Genomic DNA, 17,970 nt, shown 5'->3' with positions numbered 1-17,970 from the left:
TTACCTGGCGAGGACACCTTTGTCCGGTCCCGTTCTCTCGGGAAGCTCGACCCTTCGACGTTGAAGGGGCGGCTATATGTGAGTTGTTGGTGAAGCTAATGCAGCGGTTGTGCCAAGTCGCCAGGCGCCCGTTTTATTGGGATGGCCATCGTTACTGTGTGGGAAATCGCCCCCTAGTGGTGCAGCAGCCAGTACAACAGCACCAGATTGACCAGCAGCGAGACGGTCGCCAGGGTTTGCCAGACCTTGAGCGGCTCGCGCTCCAGCAAGGGTTTGGGTCGCACGCTCAATTCACGGCGGTCGGCCTGTTCCAGCACCAGCAACCATTCCTCGGCGGTTTCATAGCGCTCTGCGGGCTGTGCGGCCACAGCGCGTTCCAGGCTTAACGGCAACCAGTCCGGTAAATCGGGGCGGTAACGACTGGCGCTGACGGGCTGGGCGAAACGTGGCCGTTGGAAGGCTTCGATTTCACCGTAGGGGTAATGCCCGGTGAGCAGGTAATAGAGCGTGACACCGACACTGTATAAATCCTGTTGCGGCGTAGGACGTTCGCCACTGAAGGCTTCGGGCGCGATAAAACTCGGGGTGCCAGGCAGCAAATGGGCGCGGTCCTCGGAAAGCCCCGGGCAGTAAGCCAGGCCGAAATCCAGCACACGCAACTCGCCATCATCGCCCAGCAGCAGGTTTTCCGGCTTGATGTCACGGTGCAGGATCTGCCGTCGATGCAGCAGGCCCACTGCCCGCAGCAAACGCTCGGCAATGGACTGCCATTGCGCCAGGGGCAGCGGGCCTTGTTGCTGGAACAGTTGGGCGAGGGTCTGCCCCGAATATTCACGCATCACGTAGTACAAATGCTGACGCCCGCTGGCTGCATGCACTTCAGGAAATGCGCGGCCCGCCACTCGGCGCAGAAACCATTCTTCCGACAGCAAGGCTTGGCCGGCATCGGTGTCATCGTCGCGGTTGAGCGGCAAGGTTTTCAACAGCCAAGGTTGCTGCTGGGCATCGCGCACGCGGTACAGCAATGACTGTCGGCTTTGCGCCAGCAGGCTTTCAACCTGCCAGCCTTCAAAGCGTTGCCCGGGCTTCAGGGGCGGTGGCAGCGGCCATTGCTGCAACTGCACCAGCGCATCGCCCAGGGTCGCGGCGCCGAGCTGGTCGATACGCACCAGCAGCGCGCTGGCATTGTCCTGGCTGGCGGCCAGGTGCGCGGCATTCACTAGGGTGTTCACCGCCGCGTCGAGATCGGGTTGTTCGCGCAGGATCGCGCTGATGCTGTGGTCGCCCAACGTGGCCCACACGCCATCGCTGAGCAGCAGGAAGCACTCGCCTTCGCGCAGTTCACCGTCGAGAAAATCCAATACCAGGTGTTGATCCAGGCCGAGGGCGCGCTTGAGCACGTGCTGCATGCCCGGTTGCTCCCACACATGGTCTTGCGTGATGCGCTGCAACTCGCCATCCAGCCAGCGATACACCCGGCAATCACCCACATGCGCCAGGGTGAAGCGTTGGCCGCGAAAGACCAGGGCGCTGAGGGTGGTCAGCAGCGGCTGGCCACCGCCGTTGGCCTGCAACCAGCGGTTCTGCGCCAGTAACAAGCGCTCCAGGGCCTGGGCCACGCCCCAGGTTTGCGGCGTGGCGTAGTAGTCCAGGGCCAGCGCCTGCAAGGTCGAACGGGCGGCCAGGCCACCGTCGGCGCATTGGCTGACACCATCGGCGATGGCGCACAGGTAACCCTTGCTCGCGGCCAGTTCCGGCATGGGCGTGACCACCCGCAGAGCGTCCTGGTTTTGTGCGCGCGGGCCGATGGCGCTGGCCTGGGCAACGCTCAGTTGCAGGCTCATCAGACGCGTGCGGCGGTCACGGCGGCCGAGCCCCACGTCGTTCTCCAGCGACGCTTGACGCCGTGCAGGCCGAACCAAGCCAACACGCCCAGGCTGGCAAACAACCACAAGGCCAGCTGATAACTGCCGGTGCTTTGTTTGATTGCGCCCATGCCTGCCGCCAGGGCAAAGCCGCCGATGCCGCCCGCCATGCCGATCAGGCCGGTCATCACGCCGATCTCGCGGCGAAAACGCTGGGGCACCAGCTGGAACACCGCACCATTACCTGCGCCAAGGCCGAGCATGGTGCAGACGAAAAGCGCCAGTGCGGCGTAGGAACTGGGCAGGTTGAAACCCACGGCGGCGATGCAGATCGCTGCCACGCCATACATGCCGAGCAGGGTGCGGATTCCGCCGAAGCGGTCGGCCAGCGCGCCGCCCAATGGGCGCATCAGGCTGCCGCCAAATACACAGGCGGCGGTGTAGTAACCGGCGGTCACCGGGCTCAGCCCGTATTGATCGTTGAAGTAGCCGGGCAGGGCGCTGGCCAGGCCGATAAAGCCGCCGAACGTCACGCTGTAGAAGAACATGAACCACCAGCTGTCGCGGTCGCCCAGGGCCTTGAAGTAGTCGGCCATGGATTTGGCGTTCGGGCGCTCGGGCGCATTGCGCGCCAACCAGGCGAACACGATCAGCGTCAGCACCAGTGGGATCAGCGCGAAGCCGAACACATTGCTCCAGCCAAATGCGGCGGCCAGCACCGGCGCCAGCAATGCGGCAAACACGGTGCCGGAGTTGCCGGCGCCGGCGATACCCATGGCTTTGCCTTGGTGCTCGGCGGGGTACCACTGGGAGGCCAACGGCAGCGCAACGGCAAAGGAGGCACCGGCCATGCCCAGGAACACGCCCAGCAACAGGGCTTGTTCGTAGCTATGGATGCCGAGTTTCCAGGCGCCGAACAGGGCGGCAATCACAATCACCTGGCCGATCAGCCCGGCGGTCTTGGGCGACAGCTTGTCGGCCAGCATGCCCATCAAAAAGCGCAGCACCGCACCCGCCAGAATCGGCGTGGCCACTACCAGGCCGCGTTGCTGGGTGGTCAGGTGCAGGTCGGCGGCAATCTGCACCGCCAGTGGCCCCAGCAGGTACCAGACCATGAAGCTCAGGTCGAAATACAGGAACGCGGCAAACAGGGTCGGGGTGTGCCCGGATTTCCAGAAGCTTGATTTCATCACGCACCTCAACGGTTGGGGGTCTTGTCAGAAGGCCTGTTGGCCCCATTCGCCGGGGCCAAAACGAAAAAAAACGCCGCCATCGAGTTCGCGAGTGCAAACCGGATGGGCGACGTCTTTGTCGTAGAAGGGGCAACCGCCGTTGGCTACCTGTGTTGAATGCTTAGCAAGAGCTGCGCCAGTTCAGCCGAGCAGTTCGCTCATGGCGATGATCTGCTCGGCCACCTGGATCAGTTTCTGCTGGCGGCTCATGGCCTGGCGGCGCATCAGGGTGTAGGCCTCGTCCTCATTGCAGTGCTTCATTTTCATCAGCATGCCCTTGGCCAACTCGATGCGTTTGCGCTCGGCCAACTGTTGGTCGCGGGCCTGGAGCTGGGCGCGCAAGGCCTGGTCGCTTTCAAAGCGGGCCATGGCCACGTCGAGAATCGGCTGCAGGCGCTGGGCCTGAATGCCTTCGACGATGTAGGCGCTGACCCCGGACCGGATCGCCTGGCGCATCACATTCGGGTCGTGCTCATCGGTGAACATCACGATTGGGCGCGGCTGGTCGCGGCTGACCAGCACCACTTGCTCCATCACATCGCGGCCAGGTGACTCGGTATCGATCAGGATCACGTCCGGGCGCACCGTTTCGACGCGCGCCGGCAGGTCGATGGTCAGGCCGGACTCATCGATCACCTCGAAACCGGCTTCGGTCAAGGCGGCTTTGAGGCGCCCGACCTTGCGCGGGGTGTCGTTGATCAACAGGATTCGTAACATAGTCGTGGTCCTGTCAGCGCAGTGCCTGGCGGCTGGTAAGGTCCGCCAGGGCATGCAGGCGGAAGCTGCGGGCGTAGGCGGCGGGGTCGGAGCCGTCCCAGATTTTGCCGTCGATCAACTGGCTGCTGCGCATGTCTGGGGCGCCGGCCGGGACGCCAACCGCAGCCGCGGCTTGGCGGTACAGGTTCAGTTGCTGCACCTGGCGGGCCACGCCCAGGTAGTCCGGGTCTTCGCGCAGCAGGCCCCAGCGGCGAAACTGAGTCATGAACCACATGCCATCGCAGAGGTAGGGCAGGTTCACTTCGCCATCGGCAAAAAAGCGTAGGGCGTGCGGGTCTTGCCACTGGCTGCCGAGGCCGTCGTCATAAGCTCCCAGCAGGCGCGGTTCGATGCAGTCGAGCGGCGCATCGAGGTACTCGCGGGCGCTGAGCAGTTGTGCGGTGGAGCGGCGGTTTTCCTGGCTTTGTTCGATGAAACGGCTGGCCTCGAGGATCGCCATGACCAGTACGCGGGCGGTGTTCGGGTATTGATCGACGAATGCCTGGGTGCAGCCGAGCACTTTTTCTGGATGGTTCGGCCAGATCGACTGGGTAGTGGCCAGGGTGAACCCCTGGTTTTGCTTGACTGCACTGGCGCACCAGGGCTCCCCGACACAAAAACCGTCAATGCGCCCGGCTTGCAGGTGCGCGATCATCTGCGGCGGCGGCACCACCACACTGTCGACATCTTGCAAAGGGTGAATGCCTTGGCTCGCCAGCCAGTAATACAGCCACATGGCGTGGGTGCCGGTGGGAAATGTCTGTGCGAACGTCAGCTTTGTCCGGCTTTGGTGCACATGGCGGTCGAGTGCCTCAGGAGTGGTCACGCCCTGCTGTTGCAGGCCGTGGGACAGGTTGATGCTCTGGCCGTTCTGGTTGAGGCCCATCAGCACCGCCATATCGGTGGGCGCTACCCCGCCGATGCCCAGGTGCACGGCATAGATCAACCCATACAGGCTGTGGGCGGCGTCCAGTTCACCGCTGACCAGTTTGTCACGCAGGCCGGCCCAGGATGATTGGCGCTTGAGGTTAAGCGTCAACCCGTAAGGTTGGGCAAACCCCTGGGTGGCGGCGACCACCAGCGAAGCGCAGTCGGTGAGTGCCATGAAGCCCAGGTCCAGGCTGCTCTTTTCCGGGGCGTCACTGCCGTTGACCCACGCCAGTGGGGTGTTCACCGGGCTGTTGCCGACCGAGTCGTTCATCAACACCTACCTTTTCTGTCAAAAAAAAAGCATCGCTCCTTCGCATGGCAGTGCAAGCCATTGCCGGGTAACGACGCCTTTGTCTGTAAGCCTGCTCCGACGTTGGTGCGGGCTCTGATGCAGAGTTCATAGCAAGGCACATGCCACGGGTAGACGGGCGTGGGCTGTCGTCACCTTTCCATCAAGATTGAAACTCGAGTGCCTTTCAGTATGGCCGCTTCTTTGCGCCAGACTGCCAGGAACCCCGACGGTGTCTTTCGATTCCGCGATCATCATGCACGAGCATCAAGAGCGACCACCGATGAGTTACCCACGGCTATGCCGCTGGCTGCTGTGCTGTGCAGTGCTGTGGGCCAATGTTTCCGCCTGGGGGCAGAGCTATCAGGCGCGGGATGAAAGCCTGCATACCTTTTTTACCGCGTTGTCGTTGCCCCTGGGGTTGCCGGTTGTCGTCAGCCGTGAAGTGGCGCGTAAACGCCTCACGGGCACTTTCGATCTGGAGGCTGCGCAGCACACGCTGATGACCGTGGCCGAGCAACAGGGCCTGATCTGGTACAGCGATGGGCTGGTGCTGTACGTGTATGGCGCGGGCGAAGCGAAAGGCTCGGCGGTGTCGCTGCGGCACATTCCGGTCGAGCGATTGCGCGGGTTCATGCGCCGCTCGGGGCTGGATGAATCACGTTATCCCCTCAGGGAAAGCGGTGCGCGCACGTTCTATGTGTCCGGGCCCCCCAACTATGTGGATCAGGTGCTGCACCTGGCTCAACTGATGGACAGGCCGCGCTCCGAAGTACGGGTGGGCAAGCAGGCTTTCGGGGTGGTTCAGGTGTTCAATACTCACGTGGCCGACCGTCAGTACGTCATGGGCGACGAGCAGGTCAATGTGCCGGGAATGGCCACGATTATTGAAAACCTGCTGGCCATCGAACAGCAGGATGCCACGCAGCGCCCCCCAGGCCTGCTCGCTGACAAGAGCCTTTTGGTGATGGCTTATCCTGACTCCAACAGTTTATTGATCAAGGGCAAGCCTGATCAGGTCAAGGCGATCGAAGAGCTGGTGGCGGAACTGGACAAGCCCAAGCGGCCGATCGAAGTAGCGCTGTGGCAGATTGATGTCGACCGCCGAGCATTTGACAAGATGGGCGCGGCCTGGGCGCAGGAAACCAGCTTCGGGGCCGCCGTGACACGCGTATTGGAACCTTTGGATGACAGCCGTTTAATGGCACAACTGGGTGTGCTGGAGCGTCGGCGCAAGGCCCGGGTCACTGCATTCCCGGTGATCCTCACCCAGGAGAATGTGCCGGCGGTTTTCCAGGACAACCATACTTTTTACCTGCCCAGGCCCGGCGCCGACAGTGGCGATTGGCGGCCGGTGGGGTATGGCACCAAAGCCAGTGTGCTACCCCGCTTTGCCGCAGCCAATCAGATTGAAATGCAGTTGGTCCTTGAAGATGGCCGTCAACTGGGCAGCGTACACAAGCCCGATTCGGCGGGGGCAGTGGGGCGAGTAGGCATCAGTACGGTGGTGCGGGTGCCCCAAGGCAGGCGCCTGTGGCTGGGTGGTTTTCCTCGTGAGGGCGACGCGAGTCAAGGCCGACGAGCCGAAGTCCGTCTATTTGTGATCCAGGCCCGAGCGGTTGGCGGCGAACCACGGATGTTGGCCGGTGCCGTTGGGCCCCCGCCACTGACACAAAGCCAGCATGCGCGCGTGCAACGCGCATTCGTGCGCGAAGCCCCCGAAGTCCCTGACAGCAACTAACCCTTTGAGCGCCTATCAACGTTTTGACGGGCCTTGGCTGCCGATAGTCGAGAAAAGTCCTACGCACTTCCCGCCGAAAGCTTCGATTTCATAGGGTTTTTCCTAACGTTGTTCTGCTGCCAGCTTTTTATAGTCGCGGGGTTGGCGTATCGGCCGTTTCTGGAAACAAGGAATTCAATGTCAGTAGTCAGGTGCAGAGGTGAATATGACCCTCGTGGATGAAGGGCTGACGGCCGCATGGTTTTTTGCCGGGTGGACCCTGCAGGCAGATGGCCGTTTGACGGGCGAGGGTGTGGATATTCAGCTGCCGCCCAAGGAGTGGCAGGTACTGCGGTTGCTGCTGGCATCCGATGGTGTGCTGATGACCAAGGATCGTTTACTTGAGCAGGCCTGGTCCCGTGGCGAAGTCGCGGAGGAGTCACTCACCCGTTGTATCTACGAATTGCGCAAGCACTTGAGGAAAGACAAGGGCTTTATCAAGACCATATACGGCAGGGGTTATCGCTTTACCTGTGCCGTCACCGTCCGGCACCACCCAGGGGCGGGGCGCGTGCAGCGCGTCTGTTCGGCCTGTGGCCAGGTGCAACGTGATTAGACGTCTGGGCAAGGGCGTGCTGTTGAGCCTGCTGATGGGCAGTCATCAGGCCTGGGCCAGTTGCTGGGATGACGTTGCCCGTCGCTACGACATCGAGCCGGAGCTGTTGCAGGCCATCGCTGTCGTGGAGTCGGGCGCACGCGGCGGCGCGATGAACCAAAGCAATAGTGATGGCTCGCGGGATATAGGCCTGATGCAAATCAATAGCATGCACTTGCCGCGTCTGGCCAAGCAGGGGATTACCGAAGAAAGGTTGCTGAGCGACCCTTGTTTATCGGTCGAAGTGGGCGCTTCGATCCTGGCCGACTTCATCCAGCGCTTCGGTTACAACTGGACAGCCGTGGGTTCCTATAATGCCGGGCCGGCACCTGGGCGCGAGGCATTGCGCCTGCGGTATGCCGAAAAAATCTGGGCGCAGTATGAGGCGTTGGTTGCACAGCGCCCGTGATGATTGGGCGGCACGCCTCGCACCCGGCGTGCCACCCCGGCTATAATCGCGCCACCTTTCGCCGCCATCCGAGTCTAGCCCGCCCATGTATACCCTGGCCCGCCAGCTGTTGTTCAAACTTTCCCCGGAAACCTCCCACGATCTGTCCCTGGACCTGATCGGTGCCGGTGGCCGCCTGGGGCTCAATGGCCTGGTATGCAAGGCGCCGGCAAAAATGCCGGTGTCGGTGATGGGGCTCGATTTCCCCAACCCGGTCGGGCTGGCTGCCGGCCTGGACAAGAACGGCGCGGCCATCGATGGTTTTGCGCAATTAGGGTTCGGTTTTGTCGAGATCGGCACCGTGACGCCCCGTCCGCAGCCGGGCAACCCGAAGCCACGTATCTTCCGTTTGCCCGAAGCCGAAGCAATCATCAACCGCATGGGCTTCAACAACCTGGGTGTTGATCACTTGCTGTCGCGGGTTCAAGCCGCGAAATACAACGGCATTCTCGGCATCAATATCGGCAAGAACTTCGACACGCCGGTCGAGCGCGCTGTGGATGATTACCTGATCTGCCTGGACAAGGTCTACGCCCACGCCAGCTATGTCACGGTCAACGTCAGTTCGCCCAACACGCCAGGCCTGCGCAGTCTGCAGTTTGGCGATTCTCTCAAGCAATTGCTCGAAGCCTTGCGCCAGCGCCAGGAAGACCTGGCCGTGCGCCATGGCAAGCGTGTGCCGTTGGCGATCAAGATTGCCCCGGACATGAGCGATGAAGAAACCGTGCTGGTTGCCCAGGCCCTGGTGGATTCGGGCATGGATGCGGTGATCGCTACCAACACCACCTTAAGCCGCGTCGGCGTTGAAGGGCTGGCCCATGGTGACGAAGCGGGCGGCCTGTCGGGCGCCCCGGTACGGGACCAGAGTACCCATATCGTCAAGGTGCTGGCGGCCGAGCTGGCGGGGCGTTTGCCGATTATCGCCGTGGGCGGGATTACCGAAGGCAAGCACGCAGCCGAGAAAATCGCTGCCGGCGCAAGCCTGGTGCAACTCTATTCCGGCTTCATCTACAAAGGCCCGGCGTTGATTCGCGAGTCGGTGGATGCCATCGCGGCGTTGCGCTGATAGATCAGCCAATTTCCGCGCATTAAAAAGGGCTCCAAAAGGAGCCCCCTGGGCCGAAGCCCGCCGCCCGGATAGGACGTGCGTGGTTAAGTCGTTACAAAATCTTCAAGGTGGTTGTCGGATTAAGTGCCCCGTGTCAGCCGACGGCGTGAAGTTCGTTGAGTCTGTGGATTCCCGCAGTGCCAGTCATACCGTCCCAGTTGTCGCCGCGTCCTTCTCGCCAGCCGTTGATCCAGGCTTGGCGTACCGACGGTAGAGTAAATGGGCAAAGCTCACGGGATTTACCATGAACGCCATATTGATATCCGCGTAAAAATGCTCTTTCCAACGGATCACGCTTAAGTCTTCTCATAGGGTGTTTCCCTCACTTGTTGACTGTCTAGATATCCTTCGGCCCCGCGTGGGGCCGGGCAGGGTTTTCCTGCCGTTGGTGGGCTCGCTGCCGGCGTGGCGAGCCTATGTGTCGGCGTCGTTACGGCGCCAACCTGTGTTGAGTTCTAACCAATAGGTCACATGGATTCAATGATCGTTTTGTCATAAGCACGTAACGATAACGATGCTATAGCCATAAGCTGGGATGGCTTTTCGCCCCATTTAATAGGCAAACCCAGCTATGATGTGCCCTGCATAGAGGATGGGTTTAATCCTTTAGTGAGAATGCCCGCCCGTTGCAGTCGGTTATTATTCGACGAAGGGTCGGAATATTTCTTTTTGTTGCGATGATTTATTTATCTGCCCCGGCAATAAAGGCTCAAACGCCCGGCAGCCGGGGTGGAACGGCACATTCGTGCCACGCGAGCACTCTTCAAGAAAAGTGCTTGATTGAAAACCGAGCCGGCGATGCGTCGCCCGTTCATTTATTGCTGAAAAGCCTGGAATGCCCCATGTCGGACCGTTTTGAACTCTTCCTCACCTGCCCCAAGGGCCTCGAAGGCCTGCTGATCGAGGAAGCCGTCGGGCTTGGCCTTGAAGACGCGCGCGAGCACACCTCGGCCGTGCGCGGCATGGCCGACATGGAAACCGCCTACCGCCTGTGCCTCTGGTCGCGCCTGGCCAACCGCGTGCTGCTGGTACTCAAGCGCTTCCCGATGAAGGACGCCGAAGACCTCTACCACGGCGTGCTGGATATCGAATGGGCCGACCACATGGTTCCGGACGGCACCCTGGCCGTTGAATTCAGTGGCCACGGCTCGGGCATCGACAACACCCACTTCGGCGCGCTGAAGGTCAAGGATGCGATTGTCGATAAGTTGCGCACCCCGACCGGCGAACGTCCGTCCATCGACAAGATCAACCCGGACCTGCGCATTCACCTGCGCCTGGACCGTGGCGAAGCCATCCTTTCCCTTGACCTGTCCGGCCACAGCCTGCACCAGCGCGGTTATCGTCTGCAGCAGGGCGCCGCACCGTTGAAGGAAAACCTGGCCGCCGCGATCCTGATCCGCGCCGGCTGGCCGCGCATTGCGGCCGAAGGTGGCGCGCTGACGGACCCGATGTGTGGCGTGGGCACCTTCCTGGTGGAAGGCGCAATGATCGCCGCCGACATGGCGCCCAACCTGAATCGTGAACTGTGGGGCTTCACCACCTGGCTCGGTCACGTGCCGGCGCTGTGGAAGAAGCTGCACACCGAGGCCACCGAGCGTGCCGCCATCGGCATGAACAAACCGCCATTGTGGGTACGTGGCTACGAAGCCGACCCGCGCCTGATCCAACCCGCGCGTAACAACATCGAACGCGCAGGCTTAAGCCACTGGATCAAGGTGTACCAGGGCGAAGTCGGCACTTTCGAGCCGCGCCCGGACCAGAACCAGAAAGGCCTGGTGATCTGCAACCCGCCCTACGGCGAGCGCCTGGGTGACGAAGCCAGCCTGTTGTACCTCTACCAGAACCTTGGTGAGCGTCTGCGCCAGGCGTGCATGGGCTGGGAAGCCGCAGTGTTCACCGGCGCGCCGGACCTGGGCAAGCGCATGGGCATCCGCAGCCACAAACAGTATTCGTTCTGGAACGGCGCGTTGCCGTGCAAGTTGCTGCTGATCAAGGTCAACCCCGACCAGTTCGTCACTGGCGAGCGCCGCACTCCGGAACAGCGTCAGGCCGAGCGTGAGCAAGCGGCTTACGATCAGGCCCCGACCGAGCCGGTCGAGCGCCAGTACAACAAGAACGGCAACCCGATCAAGCCGGCTCCAGCCCCGGTGGTTGAGCAGGCGCGCCTCAGCGAAGGCGGGCAGATGTTCGCCAACCGCCTGCAAAAGAACCTCAAGCAGTTGGGCAAATGGGCCAAGCGCGAAGGCGTGGACTGCTACCGTGTGTACGACGCCGATATGCCGGAATACTCCATGGCCATCGACCTGTACCACGATTGGGTGCATGTGCAGGAATATGCCGCGCCCAAATCCATCGACCCGGAAAAAGCTTCTGCGCGTATGTTCGATGCGCTGGCTGCGATTCCCCAGGCGCTGAACGTCGACAAGAGCCGCGTGGTGGTCAAGCGTCGCGAACGTCAGAGCGGCACCAAACAGTACGAACGTCAAAGCGCCCAAGGCAAGTTCACCGAGGTCAGCGAAGGCGGCGTGAAGCTGCTGGTCAACCTCACCGACTACCTGGACACCGGCCTGTTCCTCGACCACCGCCCGATGCGCATGCGCATCCAGAAGGAAGCGGCCGGCAAGCGTTTCCTCAACCTGTATTGCTACACCGCCACCGCGAGTGTGCACGCAGCCAAGGGCGGCGCGCGCAGCACCACCAGCGTCGACTTGTCCAAGACTTACCTGGACTGGGCACGTCGCAACTTCTCCCTTAACGGTTTCTCTGACAAGAACCGCCTGGAGCAGGGTGATGTGATGGCCTGGCTGGAGGCCAGCCGTGATGAGTTCGACCTGATCTTCATCGACCCGCCGACCTTCTCCAACTCCAAGCGCATGGAAGGCATCTTCGACGTGCAGCGTGACCACGTGCAGTTGCTCGACCTGGCCATGGCGCGCCTGGCGCCCGGCGGCGTGCTGTACTTCTCGAACAACTTCCGCAAGTTCGTGCTGGAGGACAACCTCAGCGAGCGCTACGCGGTCGAGGAAATCAGCGACAAGACCCTGGACCCGGATTTCGCACGTAACGCGAAGATTCACCGGGCGTGGAAAATCACCGCGCGCTGATTGCCACACTCAAGCTGCACCAAAAAGCCGCAAGCCCGGACTATTCCGGGCTTGCGGCTTTTTTGCACTGGTCAAACGCCGGCCTCATGGCTATAACTTAACGCCTAGCCAAAGTGACACCCCCCGCACGCTGGCGTTGTGAGTGTTGCCTATGCCGATGCAAGCCGTTCGCCCGAAAATACTAGGCTTTATCAGTGAGCAGGCGTCGGCTTGGCTGGTGGCATTGGTGGTGTTATTGGCAGGTGGGGCGCTGACGGTCATCGTCGCCTGGGCGACCGCCGACCTCTACCAGCAGCAAGTGCGCCAGCGTTTCCAGTTGTTGGTCAACGAGCGCTACACCCGCCTTCAGGAGCGTTTCGAAGACCAGGAGCAACGCCTGGCCAGCCTGCAGCGTTTCTTCGTCAATTCCAGTGACGTGTCCCGCGCCGAGTTCGATGGTTTCGCCAAGCCTTTGCTTCTGCGCGCCCGCGCCTATGCCTGGGCGCCGCGTATATTTCGCGAACAACGCAGTGCTTTTGAACAGGACATCTCGCGTCAGCGGGGTACACCTTTCGCCATTCGAGAGTTGAACGCTGCGGGTGAACTGGCGCCTGCACCCGAGCGCGACGAGTATGTGCCGGTGTTGTACAGCCAGACCCAAAGCTTGCTGGGGTCACCCTTGGGGTTCGACCTGTTGGCCCAGCCCCTGCGCCGTTCGGTGCTTGAGCGGGTGCAAAGCAGCGGCCGGCCTGCGGTGTCCCAGCCCATGCAGTTGGTGGGCGTAGAACCGGCTTATGCTGCCGGCGTTTTGCTGGTGGCGCCCGTGAACAAACCCGCCGACACCGAGCCCTATGGTTATGTGATGGCAGTGATCAGCATGCGCCAACTGGTCGCCGATGGTTTGCCCAAGCCCGGCCGCGACAACCTGGTGATGCAGATCGTCGACACCTCCGACACCCAGCAACGTGTGCTGTACGCGTCCAGCAACGCGGTGGGCGACAGCGGCCTGGTCGCCACGCGCCGCCTCACCCTCGGCGACCATGTGTATGCCTTGAGCATTCGCGCCAGCCAGGTGTTCGACCAGGCCAATCACTCCTCGATGCACACCCTCCTGGCCATGGGCGTGCTCCTCAGCCTGCTGCTCAGTGCGTTGCTGTATGTGTTGGTCAGCCAGCGCCAGCGTGCGCTCAAGCTGGTGGAACAACGCACACAGCAGTTGCACCTGCGTGAGCAGGAGCTTCGCGCCGCCCACGGGCAATTGCGCAGTGTGCTGAACGCCGCCACCCATGTTGCGATCATTGCCACTGACCTGCGGGGTGTGATCAACACCTTCAATGCCGGTGCCGAGAAAATGCTCGGGTTCAAGGCCGAGGCGGTGGTGGGGCGACTGACTCTGGAAGGCCTGCATCTGGCCCATGAACTCGAAGCGCGCGCGGCCAGTTTAAGTGTGGCCCTGGGCAAGCGTATTCCGGCGAGCCAGGCGATGCTGGTGGAAAGCCCGGACAACCTGCACGAGGCGCGCGAGTGGACATTATTGCGTGAGAATGGCAGCTACCTGACGGTGAATATGCTCACCACCGTGTTGCTGGACGACTACGGCCTGTGGATCGGGCACTTGGCGATCTACCTGGATGTGACCGAACAAAAACGCGCCTACGAGGCGTTGGCCGCGCGCGACCGTCTACTGAAAAAACTCAGTGCCCACGTGCCTGGCGGGATCTTTCAGTTCACCCTTGAACCCAAGGGGAAAGGGCGTTTCATCTATGCCAGCGATGGTATGCGCGATATCTATGAAATCGACACGGGCGTATTGCAGCAAAACGCGGACAAGGTGTTCGAACGCATTCATCCGCAAGACGTGGAACGGGTGCGCCTGTCGATCCGGCTGTCGGCGCTGCAGTTGAGCCATTGGCGCGAAGAGTATCGGGTGGTGTTGCCGCAACGCGGCCTGCGCTGGATTCGCGGCGAAGCCACGCCGGAGGAGTTAACCGGCGGTGGCACGTTGTGGCATGGCTACGTGTCGGATATCTCCGATCTGAAGCGGGTCGAAGAGGAGCTGCGCGCGCTGTCGATTACCGACTCGCTGACGGGCATTCATAACCGCCGTTATTTTCAGGATCGCCTCAAGGCCGAGATGCTCCGGCGCAACCGAACCACGGGCGCATTGTCGTTGATCATGCTCGATATTGATCACTTCAAACGCATCAATGATCAGCACGGGCATGCGGTGGGCGATGGGGTGTTGCAGGAAGTGTGCAAACGCATCGGCCAGCGCCTGCGCCGCACGGATGTGTTTTGTCGTTTGGGCGGTGAAGAGTTTGTGGTGCTGTGCCCGCATACCGATGCCGAGCAGGCTTATTGCCTGGCGATGGAGTTGTGGCAGTCGCTGCGCACCGAACCGATGGAGGTGGTGGGCGTGGTGACCGCCAGCTTTGGTGTGGCCAGCTGGCGGATCAATGAAGGGATTGACGGGCTGCTGCTGCGCGCAGACTCGGCGGTGTATGTGGCCAAGCAAGCGGGCCGCGACCGGGTGGAAGCCGAACGCTTGCGCGTCTGAAGGTGGGCGCTGTGTGGCCTTTAGAGCACTGGCGCTGCGGCTGTCAGCTTCGGCTGGCGATACAAATCCAGCAGCACCTGATCGAGCACCGACGAAGCACCCCATGGCTTCGAGTCGTTGAGGATTGCCACCACCACCCAGGTGTTGCCGTTGTTATCGCGGCTGAACCCGGCAATGGCGCGCACGGTGTTCAAGGTGCCGGTCTTGACGTGAGCCTCACCGCGCAGGGCCGTGGTTTTCAGGCGTTTGCGCATGGTGCCGTCGGTGCCGGCAATCGGCAGCGAACTGATGTATTCCGCCGAGTACGGGCCTTTCCACGCCGCTTGCAGCATGGCCGCCATTTCGCGGGCGCTGACGCGTTCGGCGCGGGACAGGCCGGAGCCGTTCTCCATCACCAGGTGCGGCGCGGTGATGCCTTTTTTCGCCAGCCACTGGCGCACCACACGTTGCGCAGCCTTGGCATCATCGCCATCGGCGTCGTTACGGAACTGCGCGCCCAGGCTCAGGAACAACTGCTGGGCCATGGTGTTGTTACTGTATTTGTTGATGTCGCGGATGATTTCCGCCAGGTCCGGCGAGAACGCACGGGCCAGCACTTTAGCGTCTTTGGGCACCGGCGCCTGGATATCACGGCCCTGGATGGTGCCGCCCAACTCCTGCCAGATCGCACGCACGGCGCCGGCGGTGTAGGTGGCGTGGTCGAGCAGCGACAGGTAAGTCTGGGAGCTGCAGCCATCGCCCAACTGGCCGCTGACCGTCACGGTGACGCTGCCATCGGCGGCGGTGACCGGGCTGTAGCGCACGTCCCCGGTGCATTGCTTGGCGTTGGAGACTTTGACCTGGTTGTCGATGCGGATACTCGCAATCGGCGGCTCGACCGACACGATCACCCGGCCCGAGTCATTGCGGGTAACAAAGCGCAGGGCCTTGAGGTTGACCAGCAGGGCGTCCGGCTTGACCAGGAACGGCTTGTTCTCGTCGTTACCGTCGTCATTGAATTCAGGCAATTGCGGCTGGTTGAAGAAGCTGCGGTCCAGCACCAGGTCGCCGGTGACTTGCTGCACGCCATTGGCGCGCAGGTCACGCATCAACAGCCAGAGTTTTTCCATATTCAGCTTGGGGTCGCCGCCGCCCTTGAGGTAGAGGTTGCCGCGCAACACGCCACCGCTGAGGGTGCCGTCGGTGTAGAACTCGGTCTTCCATTGATGGTTGGGGCCGAGCATTTCCAGGGCTGCGTAGGTGGTGACCAGCTTCATGGTGGAGGCCGGGTTTACCGAAACATCCGCGTTGAACACGGTCGGCGTGCCAGGCCCGGTGAGGGGCAGCATCACCAGCGACAGCGAAGTATTGGGTATTTTGGCTTTCTGCAGTGCCTGCTGAACATTCGGCGGCAGGGTGTTGTTGATCGGCGCGGCGGTGACGGAAAAGGCCAGTGGTAGAAGAAAACCGGCAAGGAGTACTGAACGAAAAGAGTTGATCATAAGGAATAAAACCCTACTGCTGAGAAGGGTGAAAAAGGTGAGGGGTATGGAAGAAAATCCCTCATTGGTCACGAAAGTGTCGGCATTATGCCCCAAGGTGCATCCAGTTGTAGCTGAACGATAGCGGGTATTTCGGGTTTTTTTGCAGACCAATGCCCGCCCGTCCCATAGAGTCGGGCAAAGGTCGGCTTAAACTGCTAAAGTGCCGGCCGTTATTACTTATGAGGATTGTTCCAATGGCGACTAACCGTTCCCAGCGTCTGCGCAAAAAACTGTGCGTTGATGAATTTCAAGAGCTGGGTTTCGAACTGAACCTGGACTTCAAAGAAGACCTGAGTGAAGAAGCTACCGATGCTTTCCTCGAAGCATTCATCAAAGAAGCCATGGAAGCCAACGGTCTGGGCTATGTCGGCGGCGATGACTTCGGTCTGGTTTGCCTGCAGAAGCGTGGCTCGGTCAACGAAGAGCAACGTGCAGCTGTTGAAAGCTGGCTCAAAGGCCGCAGCGAGCTGAAAAGCGCTGAAGTCAGCCCACTGCTGGACGTGTGGTATCCGGAAAAGCCGATCAACGCGGCTAAGTGATACTAAAAAAACGGCGACCTTAGGGTCGCCGTTTTTTTATGCCTTGCGCCAATTCAGAATCAGCAGCGTCAACACCCCCGCCACAATCCCCCAGAACGCCGAGCCGATGGAAAACAGCGTCAAGCCAGACGCGGTGACCATAAAGGTGATCAGCGCCGCTTCCCGTTCCTTGGGCTCATTCATGGCGATACTCAAGCCGTTGATGATCGAGCCAAACAGCGCCAGGGCCGCAATCGACAGCACCAGTTCCTTGGGCAGTGCAGCGAACAACGCCGCCAAGGTTGCGCCGAACACCCCGGCAATCCCGTAGAACACCCCGCACCACACGGCAGCGGTGTAGCGCTTGTTGCGGTCTTCATGGGCGTGTGGCCCGGTGCAGATCGCCGCGCTGATCGCGGCCAGGTTGATGCCGTGGGAGCCGAACGGCGCCAGTACCAGCGAGGCCAGGCCGGTGGCGGTGATCAGGGGCGAGGCGGGCACGGTGTAGCCGTCGGCGCGCAGCACGGCAACGCCGGGCATGTTCTGCGAGGTCATCGCCACCACGAACAACGGGATGCCGATGCTGATGGTCGCGGCCAGCGAGAAGTGCGGCGTGGTCCACACCGGTGTGGCCACTTCCAGGTGAAAACCGCTGAAATCCAGCAAGCCCATCAGCCCCGACAACAGGGTGCCGATGACCAGCGCGGCCAGCACGGCATAACGCGGCGACAAGCGCTTGATGATCAGATAGGTGAAAAACATCCCCAGCACCAACCCGGTGCGATGTTGCGCGGCGACGAAAATCTCGCTGCCGATCTTGAACAGAATCCCCGCCAGCAGCGCCGCCGCCAACGAGGCGGGAATGCGCTTGACCAGTTTTTCAAAGCTGCCGGTCAGCCCGCACAGCGTCACCAGCACGGCGCAAGTGATATACGCGCCGATGGCCTCGCCGTAGCTCACGCCGCCCAGGCTGGTGATCAGCAGCGCGGCGCCGGGCGTAGACCAGGCAATGGTGATCGGCGTGCGATAGCGCAACGACAGGCCGATGCTGCACACCGCCATGCCGATAGAGATCGCCCAGATCCACGAAGAAATCTGCGCGGTGGTCAAGCCGGCGGCCTGGCCGGCCTGGAACATCAGCACCAGGGAGCTGGTGTAGCCGGTCATCATGGCGATGAAGCCGGCGACGACGGCCGACGCAGAAGTGTCGGCCAAGGGGCGCAAAGGCGCTTGGGTGGCGTCGGTCATGGAGAGGTGTTCCTTTTACCTGGGAAAAAGCGAAT

14 protein-coding genes are annotated in these 17,970 nt (G+C 61.6%); 7 read left to right on the top strand and 7 right to left on the bottom strand.

Features of this window, described 5'->3' with window-relative positions; all coding sequences use genetic code 11:
• Positions 1-173: 173 nt before the first annotated feature.
• The 4 genes from BFP92_RS13645 to BFP92_RS13630 all read right to left on the bottom strand — a co-directional run bounded on the left by BFP92_RS13645 (position 174) and on the right by BFP92_RS13630 (position 5,054).
• Positions 174-1,844, bottom strand: coding sequence for a bifunctional protein-serine/threonine kinase/phosphatase (locus BFP92_RS13645; protein ID WP_065929876.1), 1,671 nt, complete (start codon positions 1,842-1,844; stop codon positions 174-176).
• Positions 1,844-3,055, bottom strand: coding sequence for a nitrate/nitrite transporter (locus BFP92_RS13640; protein WP_065929875.1), 1,212 nt, complete (start codon positions 3,053-3,055; stop codon positions 1,844-1,846). The genes BFP92_RS13645 and BFP92_RS13640 overlap by 1 nt, the downstream gene beginning before the upstream one ends.
• 183 nt (positions 3,056-3,238) lie before the next feature.
• Complete coding sequence (locus BFP92_RS13635) at positions 3,239-3,814, bottom strand: ANTAR domain-containing response regulator (protein ID WP_065929874.1); 576 nt, start codon at positions 3,812-3,814, stop codon at positions 3,239-3,241.
• Between the two features lie 13 nt (positions 3,815-3,827).
• Positions 3,828-5,054 carry a CmpA/NrtA family ABC transporter substrate-binding protein gene (locus BFP92_RS13630; RefSeq protein ID WP_065929873.1) on the bottom strand — a complete coding sequence of 409 codons (1,227 nt, stop codon included), beginning with the start codon at positions 5,052-5,054 and terminating at the stop codon, positions 3,828-3,830.
• A 301-nt stretch (positions 5,055-5,355) separates the two neighbouring features.
• Here BFP92_RS13630 and sctC point away from each other — a divergent pair, with 301 nt between their 5' ends.
• The 4 genes from sctC (at position 5,356) to BFP92_RS13610 (ending at position 8,961) form a co-directional block, all read left to right on the top strand.
• Positions 5,356-6,813, top strand: coding sequence for a type III secretion system outer membrane ring subunit SctC (sctC, locus tag BFP92_RS13625; protein ID WP_065929872.1), 1,458 nt, complete (start codon positions 5,356-5,358; stop codon positions 6,811-6,813).
• Positions 6,814-7,018: 205 nt separating this feature from the next.
• The gene (locus BFP92_RS13620) at positions 7,019-7,408 is read left to right on the top strand and encodes a winged helix-turn-helix domain-containing protein (protein WP_065929871.1); all 390 of its coding nucleotides are present in this window, start codon (positions 7,019-7,021) and stop codon (positions 7,406-7,408) included.
• Positions 7,401-7,856, top strand: coding sequence for a transglycosylase SLT domain-containing protein (locus BFP92_RS13615; protein WP_279627592.1), 456 nt, complete (start codon positions 7,401-7,403; stop codon positions 7,854-7,856). Before BFP92_RS13620 ends, BFP92_RS13615 begins: the two co-directional genes overlap by 8 nt.
• An 85-nt stretch (positions 7,857-7,941) precedes the next feature.
• A complete protein-coding gene (locus BFP92_RS13610; RefSeq protein WP_065929870.1) occupies positions 7,942-8,961 on the top strand; it encodes a quinone-dependent dihydroorotate dehydrogenase in 1,020 nt (339 codons plus the stop codon).
• Positions 8,962-9,097: 136 nt separating this feature from the next.
• On the opposite strand, the gene BFP92_RS30430 is transcribed toward BFP92_RS13610, so the two are convergent.
• A complete protein-coding gene (locus tag BFP92_RS30430) occupies positions 9,098-9,313 on the bottom strand; it encodes a ribosome modulation factor (RefSeq protein WP_002553055.1) in 216 nt (71 codons plus the stop codon).
• Between the two features lie 532 nt (positions 9,314-9,845).
• Here BFP92_RS30430 and rlmKL point away from each other — a divergent pair.
• Complete coding sequence (gene rlmKL, locus BFP92_RS13605) at positions 9,846-12,110, top strand: bifunctional 23S rRNA (guanine(2069)-N(7))-methyltransferase RlmK/23S rRNA (guanine(2445)-N(2))-methyltransferase RlmL (RefSeq protein ID WP_056861554.1); 2,265 nt, start codon at positions 9,846-9,848, stop codon at positions 12,108-12,110.
• Positions 12,111-12,261: 151 nt separating this feature from the next.
• On the top strand, positions 12,262-14,646 hold the full coding sequence (locus BFP92_RS13600) for a sensor domain-containing diguanylate cyclase (RefSeq protein ID WP_065929869.1): 2,385 nt from the start codon (positions 12,262-12,264) through the stop codon (positions 14,644-14,646).
• 20 nt (positions 14,647-14,666) lie between these two features.
• Here the strand turns inward: BFP92_RS13600 and dacB are convergent, their stop codons facing one another.
• Positions 14,667-16,127 carry a D-alanyl-D-alanine carboxypeptidase/D-alanyl-D-alanine endopeptidase gene (gene dacB / locus BFP92_RS13595; RefSeq protein ID WP_065929868.1) on the bottom strand — a complete coding sequence of 487 codons (1,461 nt, stop codon included), beginning with the start codon at positions 16,125-16,127 and terminating at the stop codon, positions 14,667-14,669.
• A gap of 236 nt (positions 16,128-16,363) precedes the next feature.
• On the opposite strand from dacB, the gene BFP92_RS13590 reads away from it, so the two are divergent.
• Complete coding sequence (locus BFP92_RS13590) at positions 16,364-16,708, top strand: YggL family protein (protein WP_017134776.1); 345 nt, start codon at positions 16,364-16,366, stop codon at positions 16,706-16,708.
• Between the two features lie 36 nt (positions 16,709-16,744).
• On the opposite strand, the gene BFP92_RS13585 is transcribed toward BFP92_RS13590, so the two are convergent.
• Positions 16,745-17,935 (bottom strand): benzoate/H(+) symporter BenE family transporter, encoded by a 1,191-nt coding sequence (locus BFP92_RS13585; protein ID WP_017134777.1) that lies wholly within the window; start codon positions 17,933-17,935, stop codon positions 16,745-16,747.
• Between the last annotated feature and the right edge of the window lie 35 nt (positions 17,936-17,970).

Origin of the sequence: Pseudomonas sp. 58 R 3 (genome assembly GCF_900006605.1) — a bacterium.
In the GTDB taxonomy this organism is placed as follows: Bacteria; Pseudomonadota; Gammaproteobacteria; order Pseudomonadales; family Pseudomonadaceae; genus Aquipseudomonas; species Aquipseudomonas salomonii.
The sequence above is the reverse complement of the archived record's forward strand: the minus strand, read 5'-3'. Positions and strand labels throughout refer to the sequence as shown.

What these genes read in the sequence shown, in the direction of transcription:
- rlmKL (WP_056861554.1), top strand. Translation starts at nt 9,846, where the DNA reads ATGTCGGACCGTTTTGAACTCTTCCTCACCTGCCCCAAGGGCCTCGAA.
- BFP92_RS13640 (WP_065929875.1), bottom strand. Translation starts at nt 3,055, where the DNA reads ATGAAATCAAGCTTCTGGAAATCCGGGCACACCCCGACCCTGTTTGCC.
- BFP92_RS30430 (WP_002553055.1), bottom strand. Translation starts at nt 9,313, where the DNA reads ATGAGAAGACTTAAGCGTGATCCGTTGGAAAGAGCATTTTTACGCGGA.
- BFP92_RS13590 (WP_017134776.1), top strand. Translation starts at nt 16,364, where the DNA reads ATGGCGACTAACCGTTCCCAGCGTCTGCGCAAAAAACTGTGCGTTGAT.
- BFP92_RS13630 (WP_065929873.1), bottom strand. Translation starts at nt 5,054, where the DNA reads ATGAACGACTCGGTCGGCAACAGCCCGGTGAACACCCCACTGGCGTGG.
- BFP92_RS13635 (WP_065929874.1), bottom strand. Translation starts at nt 3,814, where the DNA reads ATGTTACGAATCCTGTTGATCAACGACACCCCGCGCAAGGTCGGGCGC.
- BFP92_RS13620 (WP_065929871.1), top strand. Translation starts at nt 7,019, where the DNA reads ATGACCCTCGTGGATGAAGGGCTGACGGCCGCATGGTTTTTTGCCGGG.
- sctC (WP_065929872.1), top strand. Translation starts at nt 5,356, where the DNA reads ATGAGTTACCCACGGCTATGCCGCTGGCTGCTGTGCTGTGCAGTGCTG.
- dacB (WP_065929868.1), bottom strand. Translation starts at nt 16,127, where the DNA reads ATGATCAACTCTTTTCGTTCAGTACTCCTTGCCGGTTTTCTTCTACCA.
- BFP92_RS13600 (WP_065929869.1), top strand. Translation starts at nt 12,262, where the DNA reads ATGCCGATGCAAGCCGTTCGCCCGAAAATACTAGGCTTTATCAGTGAG.
- BFP92_RS13610 (WP_065929870.1), top strand. Translation starts at nt 7,942, where the DNA reads ATGTATACCCTGGCCCGCCAGCTGTTGTTCAAACTTTCCCCGGAAACC.
- BFP92_RS13645 (WP_065929876.1), bottom strand. Translation starts at nt 1,844, where the DNA reads ATGAGCCTGCAACTGAGCGTTGCCCAGGCCAGCGCCATCGGCCCGCGC.
- BFP92_RS13585 (WP_017134777.1), bottom strand. Translation starts at nt 17,935, where the DNA reads ATGACCGACGCCACCCAAGCGCCTTTGCGCCCCTTGGCCGACACTTCT.